Raw genomic sequence first — 19,381 nt, 5'->3', positions numbered from 1 at the left:
AGGGGTGAAGACACTTGAGTATCAGACCTGAAGAAATCAGTACGCTGATTAAAAGTCAAATTGAACAATATAAATCTGACATCGAAGTGGCCGAAGTCGGCACCGTTATTCAAGTAAGCGACGGTATCGCCCGTATTCACGGGATCGACAATGTTATGGCCGGTGAGCTCGTCGAGTTCGCCAACGGTGTTGTAGGCCTTGCGCTGAACTTGGAAGAAAGCAACGTAGGTGTCGTTATCCTCGGACCTTACACGGAAATCAAAGAAGGCGACCAAGTAAAACGTACCGGACGCATCATGCAGGTTCCTGTTGGGGAAGCCCTGCTCGGACGCGTTGTCAACCCGCTAGGTCAGCCAGTGGACGGCAAAGGACCGATCGAAGCTTCTGCTTATCGTCCGGTTGAGAGCAGCGCACCAGGCGTTATCGACCGTAAATCGGTTCATGAGCCAATGCAAACCGGTATCAAAGCGATTGACGCTCTCGTGCCAATCGGCCGCGGACAGCGCGAGCTGATCATCGGTGACCGTCAAACGGGTAAAACCCAAATCGCGATCGATACGATCATTAACCAAAAAGGCAATGGCGTGAAATGTATCTATGTCGCCATCGGCCAAAAGCAATCGACGGTTGCGCACGTCGTGGAAAACCTTCGCCGTCATGGCGCTCTGGACTACACGATCGTCGTTACCGCATCGGCTTCCGAGCCTTCTCCGCTCTTGTACATCGCTCCTTATGCGGGCTGTGCAATGGGTGAGTACTTCATGTACAAAGGCGAGCATGCCTTGATCATCTATGATGACTTGTCGAAGCAGGCAGCGGCATACCGCGAATTGTCCCTGCTCCTCAGACGTCCTCCAGGCCGCGAAGCTTATCCTGGTGACGTATTCTATCTGCATTCCCGTTTGCTGGAACGCGCGGCGAAGCTGTCCGATGAACTCGGCGGTGGTTCATTAACCGCTCTGCCTTTCATTGAAACACAGGCGTCTGACGTATCCGCATATATCCCAACCAACGTTATTTCGATCACGGACGGACAGATCTTCCTTGAGTCCGAACTGTTCTATGCTGGACAGCGTCCGGCGATCAACGTAGGTATTTCCGTATCCCGGGTAGGTAGCTCCGCTCAGCTCAAGGCGATGAAGAAAGTCGCCGGCGGTTTGAAGCTGGATTTGGCCCAGTACCGCGAGCTTCAAGCGTTCTCCCAATTCGGTTCCGACCTTGACAAATCCACGCTGGCCCGTTTGAACCGTGGTGCGAGACTGATGGAAATCCTCAAGCAGGGGGTTAACCAGCCGCTCAGCGTTGAGCAGCAGGTAGCCAGCTTGTACACGGCAGTCAGAGGACACCTGGACGACATTCCTGTCGGCGACATCCGTCGTTTCGAGAGCGAATTCCTGGCGTTCCTTGAAAGCAACCATCCTGAGATCATGGCGTCCATCCGCGATACCAAAGATCTGGTTGCCGACAACGAAACGGCTCTGAAAGCGGCTATTGATAAATTTAAAAGAGGCTTTGCTGTGATGGCGTAAGCCTGGACGTGAACCGGGCCGCAAGGCTCGGGTTCATCTTTTTAGATATGCGCATCGAGTCTGCTTTGACGATGTCAAAGCTCAGTAAATGCTTTCGAAGTAACTTTAGCTCTGCTAAAGTTCAGTTTCGCTTACGAAGTTAGCTTTGACTACGTCAAAGCTTGAAGGTGGTGAAAACATGGCAAGAGGATTACGCGAAATTAAACGTCAGATCAAAAGTATTCAAGGCACGAAGCAGATCACGAAGGCGATGGAAATGGTCGCTGCCTCCAAGCTGAGAAGAGCCCAGGAGATGGCGCAGCATTCCCGTCCTTACTCCGAGAAGCTGAAGGAAGTGGTCTCCAGCATCGCGTCCGGTACCAAAGGCATCAAGCATCCGATGTTTGAGAAACGTCCCGTGAAGAAAACCGGTTACCTGGTCATCACCTCCGACCGCGGTCTTGCGGGCGGTTCGAACGCCAACGTGTTGAAGCTTGTCTCGACGATGATTAAGGAACGCCATAAGTCCAACGACGAATACGAGTTATTCGTGATTGGACGGAAAGGCCGCGACTACATGCGCCGCAGAGAGCTTCCGATTGTGAAAGAGGTTACGGACTTGTCTGATACGCCATCGTTTGCCGACATCAAGTCGATCGCTTCCGCAGCGGTCCGCGAGTTTGAGGAAGGCAAAATCGATGAGCTGTACGTCATCTACAACCGCTTTGTGAACGCGTTGACGCAAATTCCGGAAGCCAATCTGCTCCTGCCGATGGACAGCATGGAATCCGCGGCTTCTCCGGTGGCCAGCTACGAATACGAGCCGTCCCCGGAAGCCGTTCTGGAAGCGCTGCTTCCTAAATATGCCGAAACCTTGATCTTCAGCGCACTGCTGGACGCCAAAGCCAGTGAGCTGGGTGCCAAGATGACGGCGATGGGCGCGGCGACGAAGAATGCGACCAAGCTGATCAACGAATTGACGCTGTCTTACAACCGTGCGCGTCAGGCGGCGATCACGCAGGAAATTACGGAAATCGTATCTGGTGCGAACGCTCAGGTATAAGATTTTTAGACGGTGTCTTATTTTCGAATAACAGTTTTCATAACCCGGGGGTGCTTGTCCGCGTATGGAGAAGCCCCGCCTGGTTTTCAGCAGCAAACTCATCCTTAATCGGTCTGTCGGCTTCGGTTACCTGCGATAGACATGATCTATATTTCATAATAGAACCTTGCACGGAGCATACCGTTAAGCCGCATGGCTTACGATTTAGGTTTGCGAATACAGCAGACTTGTAGGAGGGAACAAAAAAGATGAACAAAGGACGCGTTGTCAGCATTATGGGTGCGGTTGTCGACATCGAATTCGAAAGAGGTCAACTACCGGAAATCTACAATGCAATTAAAGTTGAGGGCACAGTCGCTGGCGGACGCCAGATTGACTTGACTCTGGAAGCTTCAAACCATCTGGGCGATAACATGGTGCGCTGCATTGCCATGTCCTCCACTGATGGACTCGTTCGTGGTATGGAAGCAGTGGATTTGGGCGGCCCAATCACTGTTCCGGTAGGATCCGCTACCCTCGGACGCGTATTTAACGTACTGGGACAGCCGATCGACGAAGCGGGCGAAGTGACTTCCGAAGTTTCCAGCCCGATTCACCGTGAAGCACCAAAATACGACGAACTGTCGACCCAAGCAGAAATGCTGGAGACAGGGATCAAGGTTATCGACCTTCTCGCTCCTTACCAAAAGGGCGGTAAAATCGGTCTCTTCGGTGGTGCCGGCGTAGGTAAAACCGTTGCGATCCAGGAATTGATCAACAACATCGCTCAGGAACACGGCGGTATTTCCGTATTCGCGGGTGTAGGTGAACGTACCCGTGAAGGTAACGACCTGTACCACGAGATGAGCGATTCCGGCGTTATCAGCAAGACGGCGATGGTATTCGGACAGATGAACGAACCGCCGGGCGCCCGTCTTCGCGTGGCACTGACAGGTCTGACGATGGCGGAATACTTCCGTGATCAAGAAGGCAAAGACGTGCTGCTGTTTATCGACAACATTTTCCGCTTTACCCAAGCCGGTTCCGAAGTATCCGCCCTCCTCGGACGGATGCCTTCCGCGGTAGGTTACCAGCCAACGCTGGCAACCGAGATGGGTCAGCTTCAAGAGCGGATCACTTCCACGAAAAAAGGTTCCGTTACGTCGATCCAGGCGATCTACGTGCCTGCGGATGACTATACGGACCCGGCTCCAGCTACTACGTTCGCCCACTTGGACGCAACGACCAACCTGGAGCGTAAAATTTCCGAGATGGGTATCTATCCGGCGGTGGATCCGCTGGCATCGAGTTCCCGGATCCTGACGCCTGAAATCGTAGGCGAAGAGCATTACAACGTCGCTCAAGGCGTTAAGCGTCTCCTGGCCCGATACAACGAGCTTCAGGATATCATCGCCATCCTCGGTATGGATGAGCTTAGCGAGGACGACAAGCTGATCGTAGGCCGTGCCCGCCGCGTACAGCGTTTCTTGTCCCAGCCATTCCACGTGGCCGAAGCGTTTAACGGCATGCCGGGTATTTATGTACCGGTTAAAGAAACGATCCGCAGTTTCAAGGAAATTCTCGAAGGCAAGCACGACGACCTTCCTGAAGCAGCCTTCCTCTTCGTTGGAACGATTGAACAAGCCGTAGAAAAAGCGAAGACGTTGGAATAGTGTCCTGCCGGGAGCTAACTGCTTCCGAAGTGAGCATTCAGGGAGGGATGTAAGTGAGCACCTTTTTATTGGAAATCGTCACACCGGACCACGTGGCTTATTCCGGAGAGGTGGACAGCCTGGTTGTACGCGGTGTGGAGGGTGAGCTCGGCATTTTGCCGAACCACATTCCGTTGGTCACCCCGCTGCGGGTTGCTCCGATTGCCGTGACGAGCGGCAAGAAAACCACCGAGATCGCGGTTAACGGCGGCTTTGTTGAAGTACGTAAAGACAAGGTTGTCGTTCTGGCTGAGAGCGCAGAGCTTCCTGAAGAGATCGATGTTGAACGTGCACGTGCCGCCAAAGAGCGTGCCGAGCGCCGTTTGGCAGCGGGCAAGCAGGATGAGATCGATTTCCGCCGTGCGGAAATGGCCCTGCAAAAAGCAATTAACCGGATCAATGTGGCCGGTCGTAAATAATAGTACAGAGAGCCTGTCTCGTTAAAGAGACAGGCTTTTTTATTGAAACGGGATAAACCAAAGGTATCGTTCCTATGAAACCAGGGGATTCTTCTGTCATACAATCCCCACATTCCATATAGAATATTGGTGCTGACTAGTCCAAATGACCTATTTATTTCCGAGGAAATTAGACAGAAAGCGCTTTACGATAAATTATTCAAAAATAAAGGAATTGGAACTGGATTCTTGAGGTCAAGGCAAGTATTATATAATAGTCCCTTGATGAGCTTGGTTGCTGGAAGGGACACCCAGCGTTCATCGTTATTCTTTTTTTAAATCAAGTGATGATGGAGGTAAGGGCATGGATTCGGACGTATCACAGAACATATCAAGCACCATCGGAGTCAGCGGTCTGATGTCCATTGTGGTGTCTTTGTTCTGCATCGGTTTGTCTTGGTGGGCGCTCCAGAACTTGAAGCTGGACCTGTTTATCAGGCATCCGAAGGGAGCTCAAGGGAAGCTGCTGCAGCTGCTGCTGGCGGTAGTGCTGGGGCATTTCGTCGCTAAGTTTCTGCTCGATTATATTGGCTGGAGCAACATGATCCGGTATATGTTTTAACCGGTCAACGTTTGGTTATATCACTGATAGGCTGCTTGTAGGACTTCAGCAACTGAACATGGTTGAAAGATGTCGAATAATAACATTTTTTTATGTCAACAATGAAAAAGAACAGTTTAGGTAAGGCTGACGGCTCCACTTGCCGATGGTGGCAGGAAAGCCTTACACGTTTAAAAAAGATGTGGACCTGGAGCCGAAAAAGTCTGATTTCGTAACTCATCCCGCTTAGCGTGCCCTGATGCCGGCCGGCTTGAAGCGATAGTTCCTCCGGAGCATATTCGCCAAAAAACGCTTGTATCCGTCAAAAGGTCAGTGTTATGATGGAAGTTAGGGAATTAGCAATGTAATTTCTTGAATATCCAGAAATAAAGGAAAAATTGGACGCGGAGGGAATCATGATGAGCAAATTTATCGTCCGCGGTGGCAATAAACTGACCGGAAGCGTGAAAGTCAGCGGGGCAAAAAATTCTGTTCTTCCGATCATCGCTGCCTCTCTTCTTGGGGAAGAAGGAGAAAGCATCATTATCGATGCGCCTCCTCTTGACGATGTAATTACAATCAGTAAAGTATTGGAATCCATAGGTGCAGTCATTACATATGAAAAGGATGTAATGAGGGTCAATGCCCAAACGATTTCCTCATGTGAGGCACCTTATGAGTGGGTGCGGAAGATGCGGGCGTCTTTTCTGGTCATGGGTCCTCTGCTTACGAGAATGGGCCATACGCGGATTTCACTGCCGGGCGGGTGTGCCATCGGTACAAGACCTATCGATCAGCATCTGAAGGGCTTTGAAGCGCTGGGTGCCGAAATCAGCCTGGGACAAGGATACATTGAAGCGAAAAGTAATGGCAGACTGCGCGGGGCCAAGATCTATTTGGACGTGGCCAGCGTAGGCGCTACTGAAAATATTATGATGGCCGCCACGCTGGCTGAAGGCGTGACGGTGATCGAAAATGCGGCGAAAGAGCCGGAAATTGTCGATTTGGCGAACTACCTGAACGGCATGGGCGCGAAAGTGCGCGGCGCCGGTACCGGTATTATCCGGATCGAAGGCGTGGAGAAGCTGCACGGTACCGAGCATACGGTCATTCCGGACCGGATCGAAGCAGGCACTTACATGGTGGCGGCCGCGATTACCGGCGGAGACGTGTACGTTGAAGGCGCGATTCCGGATCATTTAGGTCCAGTCATTGCCAAGCTGGAAGAGATGGGCGTTGAAATCGAACCAGGCGAAAACGGCGTACGCGTGAAGGCGAACCATCCGCTCAAAGCGGTTGATATCAAGACGCTGCCGTATCCGGGCTTCCCGACCGACATGCAGTCGCAAATGATGGCGCTGCTGCTCAAGTCGGAGGGCACGAGTGTCGTGACCGAAACGGTGTTTGAAAACCGCTTTATGCATGTGGACCAGTTCCAGCTGATGAACGCGGAGATCAAGGTAGAGGGCCGTACGGCCATCGTAACCGGCGGTGCCAAGCTTACAGGCGCCAAGGTGTGCGCTACCGACCTTCGGGCCGGAGCAGCCTTGATTCTGGCGGGCCTCGTGTCGGAAGGAACGACAGAGGTCAGCGGTACGCATCATATCGACCGGGGCTATGTTCACCTGGCGGAGAAGCTGCAAGGCCTGGGAGCCGATATTTGGCGGATTTCCGTCGATGAGCCGACCTTGACTCAGCCGGCAGCGGCCAAGAAAGAGGCGGACAGCAAGGAAGAGGAAGTCAAGCTGGTGAATGTGCAGCCGACTTGGGTGTAAGTCCTTATTTGATCTTGTGATAGGCGGAACATTTTACTGGAAACGATTCATTGTACTGTAAACAAACAAATGGCCGGAGCTACGCGGCCATCCACCATAAGCAGCTGAGAAAAGACCAGGCCCGTTGCGGCCTGGTCTTTTCTGTCGTCGACTGGTCTGCGATCCACCATTCTCTTCGATTTCGTCACCCCAATCAAAGTCTTTCTTATTATAAAGAGGAACTTCCCGAGTGAATAAAACGATCCTGCCGATATCCCTAAGCCGTTTCGGCTCTGGGCCAGTTCATACTTCTTCCTATACGATGCAGGGCATCGGGTTCTGACCCAGCCTATTTGTTCTCTTAAGGAATGGAAGGTTCCTTCTGCTTGGAAGGCACAATCTCTGTTTCTCTTAAAAAGGGTTCTATCACTCTCAAGCCTCTCATATGTATGAATATCGGATGTGAACGGTGAAGAGGGGAGCGGACGATAGCGCCGCGTCCCATCGATATCTGCCCGCCGCGCAGCCGGTATCCGGAAGGTCTAGTAACGAAGGACGAAGCATGGACGGAGGTTTGAGAGAATATGAAGGATCCACGCACACAATTAAAAATTCCCGTCGCTCCCAGAAGCGAAGCGCTCTCGCCGGATGATCCGAGAAGCACGGCCCCACAGCCGGGCAGGCCGCAGCTGACGCTGCTGCCCGGCCATGCTGCGCAGCCGCCAGAGGCTGCAGCGCCGGCCAGGCCGGAGCGCCAGAGCACGCTCCGGCCCGAGGCCCCGGGCGCGCCTGGCGGCGCCCGGCACACCAACGGGCGGCGCCCATGGACGCCGCCGCCAAGCCGCGGCCCGGCCAAAGGGCCGCGCCGCCCGGGCAGCGCCCGCAAGGTGCCCCCAGCCGCCCTGTGGGGGGCGGGCGGGGTGCTCGCACTGGCGCTGCTGCTGCCCACGCTGGTGGTGGTGTCGACGAACCACCACCCCGCACCGGTGCCCGCGCCCATTCCGGCGCCGGCACCGGCCAAGCCCGCTGCGCCGCAAGCGGAGGCGCAGCTGCCGAACGTGTCCGTCTATCTGACGAAGACGGGACAAGTGGAAGTGCTGCCGATGGAAGACTACGTCACCGGCGTGCTGGCAGCCGAGATGCCGGCGGACTTTGAGCTGGAGGCGCTCAAAGCGCAGGCGATCGCGGCCCGCACCTTTATCGTCCGCCGACTCGTTGACGGCGACATGAGCGGCGTGCCGGACCGCAAGGCCATGGTGACTGATACGGTCAGTCATCAGGCGTATATCTCCAAAGAAGTATTGGAGAAGGAATGGAAGGCGCAGGGGAAATCCGCGGAGCTGGCCAAGCTGCAGCGGGCGGTGCAGGAAACCCGCAATACGATCATGACCTATAAAGGAAAGCCGATTACGGCATCCTTTTTCTCTACCAGCAACGGGTATACCGAAAATTCGGAAGATTATTGGAAGGATGACATTCCGTACCTCCGCAGTGTAGCGAGTCCATGGGACAAGGAGCTGGCGCCGGGGTACAAGGAGACGGTCACGATCAGCCGGAAAGATTTTATCACCAAGCTCGGTTTGGCCGGACAGGCTATCACGGTATCGACGGGTCAGCCTTTCATTCAAGTCTTGTCTACGACGGAGGGGCACCGGATTAAAGAGATTTCCATCGGCGGTCATGTGTTCAGCGGCCGGGAAGTGAGAGAGAAGCTGAACCTGCGGTCCAGCGAGTTTACTTGGAAGACCTCGGGGGCCGACATCCAGATCACCACGTACGGATACGGGCATGGCGTCGGGATGAGCCAGTGGGGTGCGGACGGGATGGCCAAGGAAGGGTCGACCGCCACGCAAATTCTCAAACACTACTATACGGGCATCGACTTTACGCAAGCTTCAAAACTTCTCTCTAAAGATTGAAAAAATAATATAAAGAGATACGTATAAAAGATTCCGCCCCGGTAACAATGTTACTGAGGTGATAAACATATGAATGAACAAAACAAAAGTAGTCAAAGCCACGGCGAAGCTCCTAAAAAAGTGCAAGGAGAGCCTGTAAATCAGCCTTCTTCGTGGAAAAAGCTGTTGTCCAAACGGTGGGTATACCCGGCAGCTTACGTGGCCGCAGCAGCAATTATACTAACCTTAGTGTGGGTCTACCAGGATACCAGCCAGAAGAACCTTACCCAAGACCCCGCTAAAGTAACGGAGCAATCTACTACCGCTTCGGATGCTGCAGCAAGCAAGGACACTGCCACAGACGCCAAGGACAATGCCGTTGAAGTAACCGCCAATGCCGAAGGTATGGTATGGCCGGTTGCGAATGCCAAAGACGTTAAAGTCGTGAAGCCGTTCTATGATGAAAATGGTACCGAAGAAAATCATCAAGCCGCGATGGTTCAGTACGATGACACGTTCACGCCGAACGTCGGTGTCGACCTGGCCCGCGCAGATGACCAAGCGTTTGACGTCAAAGCCGCTCTCGGCGGAAAAGTCACTCGCGTCGATTTGAACCCGCCGCTGACTGGAACCGTGATCGAGATTACCCATGACAACAATCTCAAGACGGTTTACCAAAGTCTCTCGGACGCCAAAGTTAAACTGGGCGACACCGTGAAGCAAGGTGATACGATCGGCACCGCCGGCCGCAGCGAAATCGAGAAGGAACTGGGCAACCACGTACACTTCGAAGTGTACGACAATGGAACACCGGTCAATCCGGAAACGGTTCTTCCGAAGCAATAACCGAAAAGCGTGAAGAAAAAATAAGCCTAAAGGCAGGGACAATCCCTGCCTTTTTGTGTGCAAACCCTTGTAAATGGCGGGAAAGGGCTGTGGGAAGCCCCCTCGATTTGCGGGGTTATTTTGCGCTGTCCGTAAAATAAATGGGCCTTGCGGAGCTTGTCAGGCTTGGAAAGCGCGAATATATAGGCACGCCCCTCATATAATGTACCAAACTATCCACAGTAGGGAGGCGGGAGCGTGCACGATTACATCAAAGAACGGACCATTAAAATTGGTCGTTGTATCGTGGAAACGAGACACACGGTCCGAACCATTGCCAAGGAATTTGGCGTATCGAAGAGCACAGTGCATAAGGATTTGACCGAACGTTTGCCGGAAATCAATCCCGATCTGGCTGACCAGGTTAAGCACATTCTTGAATACCACAAATCGATCCGTCATCTCCGGGGAGGCGAAGCGACCAAGATTAAGTATAAAAAGACCAGCGGAAAGAAACGGGAAGCCGTCGCTTCCGCCAAAGCCTGACCATCTGGGCTTCCGGGCCCGGTTCATATGATCTTGCGGCAGGGCACACCTGTGCCCATTGTATCCCTCCCCTGAAGTATGATATGTTAAAAGATGGTATAAGGTCGACAAATGTGATCCCTTTTTCCCAAAAATACATAACTTCCTGCCACATCCTGTCGAAATGGGACTTCGATAAGCGGTAACAGGGACTCTTTTACCATAAAATAATACTTTGGGGGCTCTTTTCATGATGTTTAGCAAGGATATTGGAATTGATCTTGGCACAGCCAACGTGCTGATTCATGTCAAAGGGAGGGGGGTTGTACTCAACGAGCCTTCTGTCGTGACGATCGAAAGCGACACCAAAAGAGTCCTTGCCGTCGGGGAAGAAGCCCGGAGAATGGTTGGCCGCACGCCTGGGAATATCGTGGCGATTCGTCCGCTGCGCGATGGGGTTATTGCCGATTTTGCGATTACGGAAGCGATGCTGAAGTACTTCATCAGCAGTGTGGGAGGACGCAGCTGGAGCAGCCGGCCGCGGATTCTGATCTGTGCGCCTACGAATATTACCTCTGTTGAACAGAAGGCCATCCGGGAAGCCGCCGAGCGAAGCGGAGCTAAGGATGTATTCCTGGAAGAAGAACCGAAAGCCGCAGCCATTGGCGCGGGTATGGATATTTATCAGCCAAGCGGCAATATGGTCGTCGATATCGGCGGCGGAACGACGGATGTAGCCGTCCTGTCCATGGGCGACGTCGTTACCGCCTCTTCTATTAAAATGGCGGGGGACAAGTTCGACGAGGCCATCGTGAAATATATTAAAAATAAGTACAAGCTCCTGATCGGTGAACGCACCTCGGAGGATATCAAGATCAAGGTAGGCACCGTCCGTCCGGGCGGACGCCAGGATGAGATCGATATCCGCGGGCGCGATATGGTCAGCGGACTGCCGCTTACCGTGACGGTTTCTTCGAACGAAGTTCAGGAAGCGCTGTGGGAACCGGTCTCGATGATCGTGGCCGCTGCCAAGTCGGTGCTGGAACGGACGCCTCCCGAGCTGTCCGCCGACATTATCGACCGCGGCGTCATTCTCACCGGCGGTGGTGCTTTGCTTGACGGATTGGACGAGCTGCTCGCCGAAGAGCTGCACGTGCCGGTATTAATCGCAGAAGACCCGATGCATTGTGTCGTGAAAGGCACGGGACTCATGCTCGATCACTTGGACAAGGTGTCCAAGAAAGCATTCTAATGACGTATGGCCGGCCCCTGAGCCGGCTGCGGCAAAACCCTAAAAAAACCCGGGCCTATGTCCGATATATGTACTATGGATCGCGGGCTCTGAGGAGCCCGTTCATATAGATCAGCGATGTATTCTATATTATATGAAGATAAAATTTTTATTACCCAATGAACAAGCACATGAAACAGGGAGGGACCCCATCTCAATGCTGAGAGGACTTTACACCGCCGCTGCCGGCATGATGACGCAGCAGAGCCGCCACGATACCGACGTCCAAAATATTGCCAATATCAACACCCCTGGGTACAAGCAGGTCAACAGCGTTGCCCGTTCGTTCCCCGAGGTGCTGATTTCGATGATCGGCGGGGGTGCGGAGAATCCGAACCCGCAGCTCGGCAAGCTGAACACGGGCGTTTTTGCTGAAGAAAGCTTGTCTATGTACCTGCAGGGTGTCATCACGGAGAGCGAGAAGCCGACCGATTTTGCGCTGGTGTCCGATATTGAAGTCACCGATCCGGCAACGGGCCAGAACATTCCGTTCGACCAATCCGGCAAGTATGTTGACCCGGACGGCAATGTGACCTACAAGCCGGAGGCGTATTTTACCGTCCGCAATGCGGATGGGGAAATCGGGTATACGAAAGACGGCAGTTTCAAGGTGACTCCGGACGGTTTGCTGCTGACTTCGGCCGGGTACCAGGTATTGGATGCCAATAATCGGCCCATTCGGTTGACAGGCTCGGTGGACAGCCTTAAAGTGAACGAGCAGGGGTTTATTTTGAATCCCGCAACGGGTGTGCCCGGAACACGGCTTGGCATTGCCGTCGTGGGGCAGCCCGGCCAGATGGTGCGTACGGGTGACGGATTGTTCAAGGTGGATGATACCGCAGCTGCCGGTGTCCGCGCGTTGGGTAACGCCGACCGCGTAGAAGTGCGGCAGCATTATTTGGAGCAGTCCAACGTGGATTCCTCCGCGGCGGTCGTAGACATGAACACGGCGCTTCGGGCCTACGAGGCCAATCAGAAGGTCGTGCAATTTTATGATAAAAGTTTGGACAAGGCTGTCAACGAGGTCGGCAAGGTATAGGATGCTACGGACTAGGGAGGGTGGACGTAAATGAATAACTCCATGATCAGCGCGATGGTATCCATGAATGCGCTGCAGCGGAAGCTGGACGTTATCGCGGATAACATCGCCAACATCGATACGGACGGATACAAGCGGAAGGAGAGCTCCTTCGAAGACGTGCTGACCACGGTCACGCAGCAGCCGGACGGCTTCAAGCAGAACGGACGGGTTTCCCCGCTTGGATACAATAACGGTTTTGGCATGCGGATGACGGAAATCACCCGGGATATGCAGCAGGGGCCGCTGAATCAGACCGGCAACCCGCTGGATCTCGCCATTGAAGGCACGGGCCTGTTTGCGGTTGAGGCGAACGGACGCACGGCCTACACCCGGGAAGGCGCCTTCCATTTTGTGCCCGATCCCGACCCTGCCAAGCCGAAGAATATGGTGCTGGTCAACAATCAGGGTTACTTCGTTCTTGATACGAACGGCAGACAAATCTCCGTCGCCAACAATGCCAAGGTGGCCGTCGATCAGGACGGACAGGTCATTGTTAAGAATGCGGCGGGGACAAACGCCGTGGCTACCATTCAGCTGGCATCGCCGGTCCGCCCGGATGCGCTGGTGCAGATGGACGGCAACCTGTTTGTTATTCCCGGCAACCTGACGAAAGCTCAGGTATTCGGCAACGCCCCTTATACCCCAGCCGCCTCCGGGACAACCATCCGTTCGGGATATCTGGAACAGTCGAATGTCGATTATGCACAAGAAATAACGGATATGATGCAGGCGCAGCGCGCTTATCAGCTATCCGCCCGGGCACTGACATCCAGCGACACGATGATGAATCTGGCGAACAATATCCGTGGATAGGAGTTCTGCAATGAGTGAGAAAACCCAAGCAGCTGGCAAAGCGAAACCGGCCGTGCGGAAGACGGCAAGATGGAGAATCGTCATCCGCTGGATGATTCCGCTGTTTTTGCTGCTCGCTCTGGTTGGCGGGATGACCTTCGGTTATGTCTTTATCGGCAAACAGAGCCTGTCCGACGTGTTTCAATGGAAGACTTGGCAGCATGTGATCGATTTGGTATTTGCGCCCTGACGGGGCGTCTAACCGCTGACTTTTGACAGAAAACTCCTTCCATTCGGGAGTTTTCTTTTTTTGCTCGGAAAATGTATAATGATGGGGGACTTGCGAAGCCCATACAAAAGGGCCTCCCCCGTGCCGTTCATCAGGATCGGCATACCGGAGAAAGGCCCCTTATCTGAACCTTCACTTCTGCAGAGGGTGAAGGATAGTTTAGTTTTTTCCGAAATCTATGGATTTTATGCAGTATAACCCTTGAAAGTTGCGGTGATTCGCCTATTTTGAAAGGAGTTTGAGAGACGTGCTTAACGTGAAAGAAATTCAGGAGATCATCCCGCACCGGCCTCCGTTTTTGCTGGTGGACCGCATCATCGAGATGGAAGTCGGCAAGCGCGCGGTCGGAATCAAGAACGTAACCATTAATGAGCCTTTCTTCATCGGCCACTTTCCGGAATATCCGGTCATGCCTGGCGTGCTGATCACCGAAGCGCTGGCACAGGTTGGAGCAGCCGCTATTTTGAAGGAAGAGAGCAACCGGGGCAAAATCGGCTTTCTGGCCGGTCTCGACAACTTCCGCTTCCGTGGACAAGTGGTACCCGGCGATACGCTTCGCCTTGAGGTGGAAATTACCCGCTTGAAGGGAAGCATCGGGAAGGGACACGCCGTAGCCAAGGTCGACGATAAAGTCGTCGCGGAAGGCGACATCATGTTCGCTCTGTCCGACCCTGCACAATCTTAAGTAACCATCATTCTTATTATGGAAAGGAGAAGCAGTAATGACACAACAACTCAGCACTCAAGCAAGTGAGAATGTCAAGCAATGGCTTCAAGATCCTTCTATAGATGAAGAAACGAAACGGGAGCTCGAAGGGCTGTCCGATCAGCCGCTGGAGCTGGAAGACCGTTTTTACAAAGATTTGGAGTTTGGCACAGGCGGTCTCCGCGGCGTGATCGGTGCAGGAAGCAACCGCATCAACCGGTACACCGTCGGCAAGGCGACGCAAGGATTTGCACGCTACATACTGGAGCAGCACGGTTCGGCTGAAGGCACGCCTTCGGTCGTGATCGCCCATGATTCCCGCCACTTCTCGCCGGAGTTTGCGCTGGAGGCCGCTCTGGTGCTTGCAGGCAACGGTATCACAGCCAAGCTGTTCCCATCCCTGCGCCCGACGCCGCAGCTGTCGTTCAGCGTGCGCCATTTGGGAGCGACCGGCGGCATCGTCATTACGGCGAGCCATAACCCGCCGGAGTATAACGGGTACAAGGTGTACAACGCCGAGGGCGGACAACTCGTGCCGGACGAAGCGGAGAAGGTCATTTCTTACATCCAGCAGGTCGATTCCTTCGCTGCGGTGAAGCGGCTGGATCAGCAGGAAGCGGAAGCGAAGGGGCTGCTCGTGTGGCTCGGCCAGGAGGATGACGATGCGTTTATCCGCACCGTAGCCGATGTCAGCGTTAACCGCGAGGCGATTGCTTCGACGCTCGGCCAAGATTTTAAAATCGTCTACACGCCGCTCCATGGAACGGGAAATATTCCGGTCCGCCGCGTGCTGGAGGAAGTCGGCTTTACGAACGTGCATATTGTAGCGGAGCAGGAGCAGCCGGACGCCGAATTTTCCACTGTGAAGTCTCCGAATCCGGAAGAACGCGAAGCGTTCACGCTGGCCATGAAGGTAGGGCAGGAGATCGGTGCTGATTTGTTGATCGGAACCGACCCGGATGCCGACCGCATGGGTGCGGTAGTTAAGAACCAGGCAGGAGAATTCGTTGTATTGTCCGGTAATCAGTCCGGGGCACTCATGATTTATTATTTGCTCAGCCAATTAAAAGAAGCAGGCAAGCTGCCAAACAATGGGGCGGTCATCAAAACGATCGTGACCAGCGAGATGGGAGCGACGATCGCCGAGTATTTTGGGGCGGAAGTATTCAACACGCTGACCGGCTTTAAATACATCGGGGAGAAAATGACCCAGTTCGAGAAGACCGGCTCCCATACGTATCTGTTCGGATACGAGGAGAGCTACGGATACCTCGCTGGCAACTATGCCCGCGATAAGGACGCCGTATTGGCCTCGCTGCTCATCTGTGAAGCGGGTGCCTACTATAAAGCTCAAGGCAAGACGCTGTACGAAGTGCTGCAGGAGCTGTATGAGCAGTTCGGCTACTTCCAGGAGAAACTGGAGTCCCGCACGTTGAAAGGCAAAGACGGCCTGGCCCAAATCCAGGCGAAAATGTCCGATTGGCGCAGCAACCCGCCGCAGACGGTGGCAGGACAAGCCGTCACGCAGGTGCTGGATTATTCGAAAGGGCTGGACGGCCTGCCGAAGGAAAACGTGCTGAAATATATGCTGGAAGACGGTTCATGGTTCTGCCTGCGTCCATCGGGGACAGAGCCGAAGATCAAGGTATACTTTGCCGTGAGAGGCGATTCTCTGGATGATGCGAATGCGCGTATTCAGAAATTGTCGGATGAAGTGATGGCAAGGGTTGACGCCTAACATTTAAGAAATGGATATTCCGGGAGGCCGCGTGTTCGAAGATGAACGCTGCGGATTCCCGGAGTTATTATGAGGAGGTACTTTTGGTGCATCAGAAATGGCAGCGTTGGAACACGGCATCCCGCAAATGGCTGTGGATTCTCGTCGTGCTGGGCATAATCGCCGCGATTCCGGTGATTTATGACCGCTACCGGACGGAGTCATCTTCCAATAACGTAGAGTTGGTGTATAACTATCGCGGACTGGTGGAGACGGCTTCGTATCAAGCTCATCCGGAGGAATACCTTCAGCAGCAGCTGGATCAGCTGAAGGCGGCGGGCGTGACGAGCATGGCGATGTTCGAGAGTACGCTGGACGATTTTAAAAAATCCCGCCGCATCATGATGTTTAATGCGGGGGACGTCGCCTCGATGACGAAGAGCGTCATCCCGACCAACGATAACTATACCTATATTCTGTTTACGAACGAAGAGAATGCGGGACGCTTGTCTCCCCTGATCGAAGACACCTTTACGGGGATCGGCATCGGCGTCAAGCCATGGGAATTCAACGGGCAGAAGGGCCTGATTCTAGAAACTTCACCGGAGGATGCCGTGCTCAAGCCAATGCAGCCAGATCCGATTGCATTCGAAATGCTGCGCAGCAAAGGATTCAACATCGTGCCGCGGATGTCCGACAGCCTTCCTTACAACCAGGAAGCGATGGACAAGCTGCTGGCCTACTATCAGGCGAACGGCGTCAAACGCGTATTGTTTGAGGGCGATTCCGTTAAAGGCTTCAATGACAATGAGGATATGAACAGCCTGCAGGGTTTTGCCAACCTGCTGAACCAATACGGGATCGGCATTGCGGCCATCGAGAACCTGAAGCAGCCGCAAAAGGGGCTGTCCAAGCTGGCCTACGATACGGATTACAACGTAGCCCGTCTGTACTCCCTGAGCGACCGTGATGCTGCGGCGCTGAGTCCGGAGACGATCGCCGACCGGTTTGCGCTGGCGACGAAGGATCGGAACATCCGGATGCTGTACATCAACGTCGCTCCATCCCGCAACATGACCAAGGCCACGATTACCGATTCCGTGGATAACATCGTGAAAACCTTGCAGGAGCCGGGAAATGCCATCAAGCAGATGGAAAACAACGGCTTCAAGATGGGACAAGCGGGAGCATTCCATATTTATGATTCGGCCGGACAGCGTTATTTCAAAATGGTCGTCGTGCTCGGTGGGGTTGCCTTCGTTGCGCTCCTCGTTTCTTACTTTATCCCGGCACTGACCCTGATCGCGTTTGTGCTTGGGTTAATCGGCAGCGCAGGATTATATGTCCTCAAGCCGACGCTGTTTGAGCAGGCGCTGGCTCTGCTCGTGGCCATCAGCGCACCGACGATTGCCGTGCTGCTGGCAGTGAGAAAGCTGAACGAAATGAACGCGGCCAACGCCGGGCTTACATCTGGACGCCGGTTTGCTCATGCGGTTGTGATTTATATCAAGACGGCGATTATTTCGCTGAGTGCGATTCCTTTTGTCATCGCGCTGCTGAACAACATCACCTACAGCCTGGTGCTGAATCAGTTCCGCGGCGTCAGCCTGCTGCATTTGGCCCCAATCGGTCTCATCGCGATTTATGTCGTGCTGTACCGCGGCGGCAAACCGCTGCAGCAAATCGGTAAATTATTCCGCACCCCGATTACGCTGACCTGGGTAGTGGCAGCAGGGGTCATTGGTGTGTTAGGCTTATATTATCTGAGCCGCACCGGCAACGGGGGAAGCGTCAGCTCGATTGAAATGACGTTACGCACAGTTCTGGAAAACACGTTCCACGTTCGTCCTCGGAACAAGGAGCTCGTTGCACACGCACTGTTCTTGCTGGGCATCTTCGTGTCGCTTAGATACCGCAACGTCGTTTACTTGATGATCTTTGCGGTTATCGGCCAGCTGTCGATGGTGGATACGTTCGCGCATATCCACTCGCCGATGAAAATTTCGTTCGTTCGTGACCTGCTCGGCCTGGGTCTCGGATTTATCTTTGGCCTGATCGCCATTGGCGTATGGCAAGTACTGGAAGGGTGTTGGAAACGATGGGTACCACGTCTCAGAAGACCGTAGTCATCTCCGGATACTACGGGTTCCGGAACAGCGGGGATGAGGCGGTGCTCCAATCGATCTTGACCGCTCTGGAGGAGCGGGGGAAGGCAGCCGGCGTTTCGATTCGGCCGGTGGTTCTCTCCATCGATCCCGAGTGGACCAAGGCCACCTACGGCGTGGACGCGGTACACCGGATGAAGCTGGGCGAAGTGAGACAGGCGCTGAAGGAAAGCTCAGGTCTGATCAGCGGCGGCGGCAGCCTGCTGCAGGATGCCACCAGCTCCAAGACGATCCCTTATTATCTCGGGGTGATCAAGCTGGCCCAGTGGTTGAAAAAGCCGGTCTTTATCTACTCTCAAGGGATTGGGCCCGTCAACCGGAAGCTGTTTCACCCGTTCATCAAAAGCGTATTTAACCAATGTGAATATATATCGGTTCGGGATCAAGAGTCGGCACGCCTGCTGGAGCGCATGGGGCTGGGCTGGAACCGGGTTCAGGTCGTGCCTGACCCGGTGATGGGCCTGACAACCGGCAGCAAGAAGCCGGAATCGCTGCAGCAGGACGCCGAACGTCCGCTGCCGGTAATCGGCATTTCGGTCCGATATTGGGATCCGGAGCGCCGGGAGCTGCAGGCGATCGCCGACGGGTTGAGCAAGCTGTGCCAGGAGCAGGCGGTGCATCTGCGCTTCCTGCCGTTCCATCTGCCGGACGATGTGAAAGCATCGCAGGAAATCATCGACCGGATGGGCGATGTATCTGCGAGCGGCAGCGTCGTGTCGGTGTGCCGCGATGCGGTACATCCGCAGGAGATGCTGGCTGAAGTTGGCCGCTGTGACGTCGTTATCGGCATGAGGCTGCACAGCCTCATCTATGCCGCGAATCAGCTGGTGCCGATGATCGGCGTGTCCTATGATCCGAAGATCGATAACTTTTTGAAACGGCTGGATCTGGAGCCTGTAGGGACAAGCGCTTCGCTGGCGCCTGAGGCGCTGAAGAACGAGGTGTCCCGCCTGCTGAGCGAGAACAGCCTCTGGCAGGAGGCGAACCGTGAGCGCATCGCGGTGCTGAAGGAAGAGGCGCAGGCTCCGGCACAGCATATTATTGATTTTTTGCAGCAGCAATAAAGGATAAGGTGAT

Annotated in this window: 17 protein-coding genes; all 17 read left to right on the top strand. The window is 54.1% G+C overall.

Translation table 11 applies throughout. The features are described 5' to 3' along the window. The first annotated feature begins 14 nt into the window (after positions 1-14). The 17 genes from atpA (at position 15) to csaB (ending at position 19,368) form a co-directional block, all read left to right on the top strand. Entirely contained in the window at positions 15-1,529 is a 1,515-nt protein-coding gene (gene atpA / locus KI379_RS27275) for a F0F1 ATP synthase subunit alpha (protein WP_076174674.1), read from the top strand. Positions 1,530-1,707: 178 nt separating this feature from the next. Next, positions 1,708-2,571: an ATP synthase F1 subunit gamma gene (gene atpG / locus KI379_RS27270; protein WP_076174672.1), complete on the top strand. Its 864-nt coding sequence runs from the start codon at positions 1,708-1,710 to the stop codon at positions 2,569-2,571. Positions 2,572-2,819: 248 nt separating this feature from the next. Further along, positions 2,820-4,223, top strand: coding sequence for a F0F1 ATP synthase subunit beta (gene atpD / locus KI379_RS27265; RefSeq protein WP_076174670.1), 1,404 nt, complete (start codon positions 2,820-2,822; stop codon positions 4,221-4,223). 53 nt (positions 4,224-4,276) lie between these two features. Further along, entirely contained in the window at positions 4,277-4,681 is a 405-nt protein-coding gene (locus KI379_RS27260) for a F0F1 ATP synthase subunit epsilon (RefSeq protein WP_076174668.1), read from the top strand. A 343-nt stretch (positions 4,682-5,024) separates the two neighbouring features. Next, a complete protein-coding gene (locus KI379_RS27255) occupies positions 5,025-5,282 on the top strand; it encodes a DUF1146 family protein (RefSeq protein WP_076174666.1) in 258 nt (85 codons plus the stop codon). A gap of 398 nt (positions 5,283-5,680) precedes the next feature. Then, complete coding sequence (murA, locus tag KI379_RS27250; protein WP_089549719.1) at positions 5,681-7,036, top strand: UDP-N-acetylglucosamine 1-carboxyvinyltransferase; 1,356 nt, start codon at positions 5,681-5,683, stop codon at positions 7,034-7,036. A gap of 563 nt (positions 7,037-7,599) precedes the next feature. Beyond that, positions 7,600-8,934, top strand: coding sequence for a stage II sporulation protein D (spoIID, locus tag KI379_RS27245; protein ID WP_212985577.1), 1,335 nt, complete (start codon positions 7,600-7,602; stop codon positions 8,932-8,934). 69 nt (positions 8,935-9,003) lie between these two features. Further along, a complete protein-coding gene (locus KI379_RS27240) occupies positions 9,004-9,759 on the top strand; it encodes a M23 family metallopeptidase (RefSeq protein WP_212985576.1) in 756 nt (251 codons plus the stop codon). 237 nt (positions 9,760-9,996) lie between these two features. After that, positions 9,997-10,284, top strand: a complete 288-nt coding sequence (gene spoIIID / locus KI379_RS27235; protein WP_089549722.1) for a sporulation transcriptional regulator SpoIIID — start codon at positions 9,997-9,999, stop codon at positions 10,282-10,284. A gap of 232 nt (positions 10,285-10,516) precedes the next feature. Beyond that, positions 10,517-11,515, top strand: a complete 999-nt coding sequence (locus tag KI379_RS27230) for a rod shape-determining protein (protein WP_163882780.1) — start codon at positions 10,517-10,519, stop codon at positions 11,513-11,515. A 196-nt stretch (positions 11,516-11,711) separates the two neighbouring features. Then, positions 11,712-12,593: a flagellar hook-basal body protein gene (locus KI379_RS27225; protein WP_212985575.1), complete on the top strand. Its 882-nt coding sequence runs from the start codon at positions 11,712-11,714 to the stop codon at positions 12,591-12,593. A 30-nt stretch (positions 12,594-12,623) separates the two neighbouring features. After that, positions 12,624-13,448: a flagellar hook-basal body protein gene (locus KI379_RS27220; RefSeq protein WP_212985574.1), complete on the top strand. Its 825-nt coding sequence runs from the start codon at positions 12,624-12,626 to the stop codon at positions 13,446-13,448. A gap of 10 nt (positions 13,449-13,458) precedes the next feature. Then, complete coding sequence (locus KI379_RS27215) at positions 13,459-13,677, top strand: DNA-directed RNA polymerase subunit beta (RefSeq protein WP_076174647.1); 219 nt, start codon at positions 13,459-13,461, stop codon at positions 13,675-13,677. 286 nt (positions 13,678-13,963) lie between these two features. Continuing rightward, complete coding sequence (fabZ, locus tag KI379_RS27210) at positions 13,964-14,401, top strand: 3-hydroxyacyl-ACP dehydratase FabZ (protein WP_076174644.1); 438 nt, start codon at positions 13,964-13,966, stop codon at positions 14,399-14,401. A gap of 37 nt (positions 14,402-14,438) precedes the next feature. Next, positions 14,439-16,160 (top strand): phospho-sugar mutase, encoded by a 1,722-nt coding sequence (locus tag KI379_RS27205; RefSeq protein ID WP_212985573.1) that lies wholly within the window; start codon positions 14,439-14,441, stop codon positions 16,158-16,160. A gap of 86 nt (positions 16,161-16,246) precedes the next feature. Beyond that, positions 16,247-18,265, top strand: a complete 2,019-nt coding sequence (locus KI379_RS27200) for a DUF5693 family protein (protein WP_089549727.1) — start codon at positions 16,247-16,249, stop codon at positions 18,263-18,265. Further along, on the top strand, positions 18,238-19,368 hold the full coding sequence (gene csaB, locus KI379_RS27195; RefSeq protein ID WP_212985572.1) for a polysaccharide pyruvyl transferase CsaB: 1,131 nt from the start codon (positions 18,238-18,240) through the stop codon (positions 19,366-19,368). The genes KI379_RS27200 and csaB overlap by 28 nt, the downstream gene beginning before the upstream one ends. The last annotated feature ends 13 nt before the right edge of the window (positions 19,369-19,381 follow it).

The organism is Paenibacillus cineris, from assembly GCF_018333335.1.
GTDB classification, from domain to species: Bacteria; Bacillota; Bacilli; order Paenibacillales; family Paenibacillaceae; genus Paenibacillus_AQ; species Paenibacillus_AQ favisporus.
The sequence above is the reverse complement of the archived record's forward strand: the minus strand, read 5'-3'. Positions and strand labels throughout refer to the sequence as shown.

Coding starts and splice junctions, on each gene's coding strand:
- KI379_RS27240 (WP_212985576.1), top strand. CDS start 9,004: ATGAATGAACAAAACAAAAGTAGTCAAAGCCACGGCGAAGCTCCTAAA.
- KI379_RS27230 (WP_163882780.1), top strand. CDS start 10,517: ATGTTTAGCAAGGATATTGGAATTGATCTTGGCACAGCCAACGTGCTG.
- KI379_RS27220 (WP_212985574.1), top strand. CDS start 12,624: ATGAATAACTCCATGATCAGCGCGATGGTATCCATGAATGCGCTGCAG.
- KI379_RS27255 (WP_076174666.1), top strand. CDS start 5,025: ATGGATTCGGACGTATCACAGAACATATCAAGCACCATCGGAGTCAGC.
- atpG (WP_076174672.1), top strand. CDS start 1,708: ATGGCAAGAGGATTACGCGAAATTAAACGTCAGATCAAAAGTATTCAA.
- spoIID (WP_212985577.1), top strand. CDS start 7,600: ATGAAGGATCCACGCACACAATTAAAAATTCCCGTCGCTCCCAGAAGC.
- KI379_RS27215 (WP_076174647.1), top strand. CDS start 13,459: ATGAGTGAGAAAACCCAAGCAGCTGGCAAAGCGAAACCGGCCGTGCGG.
- atpD (WP_076174670.1), top strand. CDS start 2,820: ATGAACAAAGGACGCGTTGTCAGCATTATGGGTGCGGTTGTCGACATC.
- KI379_RS27225 (WP_212985575.1), top strand. CDS start 11,712: ATGCTGAGAGGACTTTACACCGCCGCTGCCGGCATGATGACGCAGCAG.
- murA (WP_089549719.1), top strand. CDS start 5,681: ATGAGCAAATTTATCGTCCGCGGTGGCAATAAACTGACCGGAAGCGTG.
- csaB (WP_212985572.1), top strand. CDS start 18,238: ATGGGTACCACGTCTCAGAAGACCGTAGTCATCTCCGGATACTACGGG.
- KI379_RS27205 (WP_212985573.1), top strand. CDS start 14,439: ATGACACAACAACTCAGCACTCAAGCAAGTGAGAATGTCAAGCAATGG.